We start from the raw sequence: 3,596 nt of genomic DNA, 5'->3' as shown, positions 1-3,596 counted from the left end.
CCTCAGCTCACCCAGGAACATACAGACCAGACAGCCTGGTTGTTAAGCGGCGTACTTGATTACAATCGCACCTTTGGCGATCATACAGTGGGCGTTACCGCCGGTATGGAAGCCGAAGAAAAACAGCAGGATTTTCTAAGTGCTTTCCGTAAATACTTCTTGTCCGACAAGATTGACGAGATGAATGCAGGGGGTATGACCGACCTTACTAACGGTGGTAGCTCGTGGAAAGAACGTCGTAAAAATTACTTCGGACGTTTTTCTTATAACTACCTTGAAAGATACCTGGTTGAATTTGTTTGGCGTGTGGATGGTTCGTACCGTTTCCCTAAAAACAAACGCTATGGTTTCTTCCCCGGTGTATCTGCAGCGTGGCGTGTATCCGAAGAAAACTTCTGGAAAGAAAACCTCGATTTTATCGAATATTTTAAGTTGCGCGGTTCTGTTTCTCAGACTGGTAACGACGCTCTGTTGAATGCAGACGGCAATTACGACCAGAGTATCCAATACCTCAACACCTTTGGTTTTGGCGACACATATATTTTTGGAACGGCCGAAAATCCTCGTTTAACCCCTACCCGTACACCCAACCCCAATATTACATGGGAACGCGGTACCACCTATAACCTGGGTTTCGACTTTAAATTCCTTAATAGTCGTCTTACATGGGAATCGGATCTTTTCTACCACAAACGTACCCATATGTTGATCAGCCGGAATGCTTCGCTTCCTGAAATATCGGGTATCACATTACCTCGCGAAAACCTGGGTGAGATGGAAAACAAAGGTTTTGAAACCATGATCGGATGGAACGATAAAATCGGCGATTTTGAATACGATTTATCTTTGAACGGCACTTATGCCATTAATAAAATCCTTTTCTGGGACGAAACTCCGGGTATACCCGAATATCAGCAATCGACAGGCAGACCGGTAGGTTCATCCTTGTTCTATGTAGCCGACGGCGTATTTAACAATCAGGCCGAGATAGAGGGATACCCCCATTGGTCGGGTACGGTGCCGGGAGATATCAAGTTTAAAGACATCAATAACGACGGAAAGATTAATGCAGACGACCGTGTACGCAGAACAAAGAATTCAGAACCTCGCTTTGTGGGTGGATTCAATGTAAACCTTCGTTACAAGAACTTCGACTTGATGGCCCTGTTCCAGGGTGCTTTAGGTGCAGAAACCTATATTCAGACATGGTCGGGTACAGTAGGAAATTACCTGAAAGATTTCTACGACAAACGTTGGACAATAGAAAATCCCAATGTGGAACACCCACGTGCATACGAACGTGAAAACCAATATTGGATCTCTAACTGGAATACCTATTTTATTCGCTCTTGCGATTACTTGCGTTTGAAAAATATGGAATTAGGGTATAACATAACATTACCGGCCTTAAAGAATGCAGGTATTTCCAATGCCCGTATTTATGTTAACGCTACCAACATCTTCACGATTGATAAGTTGAAAGTGGCCGATCCAGAGGCAGATAGCAAGGACATTACCTCCTATCCGCAAAGACGCGTTGTGAACTTTGGTGTTTCATTAACATTCTAATCGTATAATTATATGAAAACAATTTTTAAAAATATAGTATTTGCCTTGACATTGGGTACAGCGGTTACGTTGAATTCCTGTTCGTCGGACTTTTTGGATATTACGCCTACCGATCAATATTCGGAAGACGCCATGTTTTCGGATGCCGCCCTGTCGCAGGCATTCCTGAATTCAATTTACGGATATGTACGTCACGGTGCCGGTGAACATGCCATTTCGGGAGCATCGGATGAGGCTTATTTTACGCACAACTACGGAATGAAGGCTATCAACGAAACAGCTGTTTCGGAAAGCGACCTGCAATGGTTTGACGACGGTAACTGTCCGTTCCGCTGGAGTGATGCCTATAAAGGAATCCGTTATGCCAATCTGTTTATTTCAAAGATAGATGAAGTTCCAGCTACATCCGGATACAACAAAGATCAGATGAAGGGTGAAGCTCATTTTCTTCGTGCCTATATCTATACCCAGCTGGTTCGCGGCTTTGGTGGTGTACCTTTGGTAACCAAGGTGTACGGTTTGAATGACACAGAAGAGATGAAGCAACCCCGTAACACAGTTAAAGAATGTCTGGATTATATTCTGGCCGATTGCGAAGAGGCTATCAAACTGCTTCCTGTAACGGTAAGCGACGACAATTTGGGTAGAGCTACCAAGGGTGCTGCCATGTCGCTTAAAGCTCGCGTATTACTGCAACTTGCCAGTCCGCTTTACTTCGACCGCGCTGTAAACACATTGCCCGTTAACCAGAATACAGGTAATCAGCAGGAGTTGTACCGTTCGGCCAAGACTGCTGCTTTAGCAGTAATCAACAGCGGTACTTACAAACTGATCGATTGCCGTGCTGCAACGTTGGAACAAACAGCCAATAATTTCCATCAGATCATTATTGACAAGAATAATTCGGAAAAGATCTTTACCCGTCAGTTTGCTCAAAAGGGATCAACCAACTGGTTGGTACTGCAACACGGACCCAATGGCTACCACAACTGGTCGGGTATAACCCCGTCTCACGACCTTGTAGCTGCCTTCGAAATGGCAGACGGAACATTGATGACCGGATTCAGCAATGTGGGTGATAAAAAAACATCCAATCCTTACCTTAACCGCGAACCTCGTTTTTATGCCACCATCGGATTTGATGGTTGTACCTGGGGACGCGTAAGACCGGCGGATGCCTATCCGTTGGATCCTACCCCACTGGGACAATTACAATGTGGCTACTACGAAGTTTCAGGTGTGGAAAGTTCGGTAACAATCAAGCTCCCCCCCAACGACACAGAGCTTACTTTCAAGGGCTTAAACGGAATCGATACCCGTCAGGGACCTATCGAAGACTGGAACGGATCGTGGACCGGCTATTACGAACGTAAATTGGTTGACACATCGGTAGACGGACAAAACTACGCTCAGAATGTACCGTGGACCTATTTCCGTCTGGCAGAAATGTACCTTATCGCAGCCGAAGCCAGCGTTGAATTAAACGAATTGGAAGACGCAGCCGATTATCTGGATGCCTTACGTAACCGTATCGGCATGCCTGATACGAAGACTACTCTTACGCGAAGAGGAAAAGCCTTCAACCAGGCAGACATGAGAGAATTTGTTCGTCACGAACGTTTTGTGGAGCTAGCCTTCGAAGATCATCGCTACTTCGATGTTCGCCGCTGGATGACCGCACCTCAGACTGCAAGCCGCAAGCTGACTGGTGTATTGGTATACGGACTTCTTAAACCGGGTATGACTCAACCGAAGCCCTATATCCACAACGAAGAGAAATACAATTATACCTACATTGTAAAAGACCTTTCATTCCGCGAAAACCGCGCATGGGATAATAAGATGTATTTCGCACCTATCAAACAGGCCGAAATTAAACGTAACCCCAACCTGGTTCAAAACCCCGGAATGCAATAAGCGTTTGAAGTTTGCATTGAATAATGGCAACAGATTACTAATAGTGCCATAGATTATTAATATTGACCGCAGATTTAAGTAATCTGAAACCTGATTGAGAATAAACAAAG

At 44.9% G+C, this 3,596-nt stretch carries 2 protein-coding genes; both read left to right on the top strand.

The window, feature by feature from the left end; translation table 11 throughout:
* The coding region (locus AB7E53_RS14550) for a SusC/RagA family TonB-linked outer membrane protein (RefSeq protein ID WP_446776506.1) at window positions 1-1,569 on the top strand (1,569 nt) is incomplete at its 5' end.
* A gap of 12 nt (window positions 1,570-1,581) precedes the next feature.
* Window positions 1,582-3,486 (top strand): RagB/SusD family nutrient uptake outer membrane protein, encoded by a 1,905-nt coding sequence (locus tag AB7E53_RS14545; RefSeq protein ID WP_446776504.1) that lies wholly within the window; start codon window positions 1,582-1,584, stop codon window positions 3,484-3,486.
* Window positions 3,487-3,596: the final 110 nt, after the last annotated feature.

The sequence above is a fragment of the Macellibacteroides sp. genome (assembly GCF_050251695.1).
Lineage (GTDB): Bacteria > Bacteroidota > Bacteroidia > Bacteroidales > Tannerellaceae > Macellibacteroides > Macellibacteroides fermentans.
Note: the sequence above shows the minus strand (reverse complement) of the source record. Positions and strands in the feature narration are given on the sequence as shown.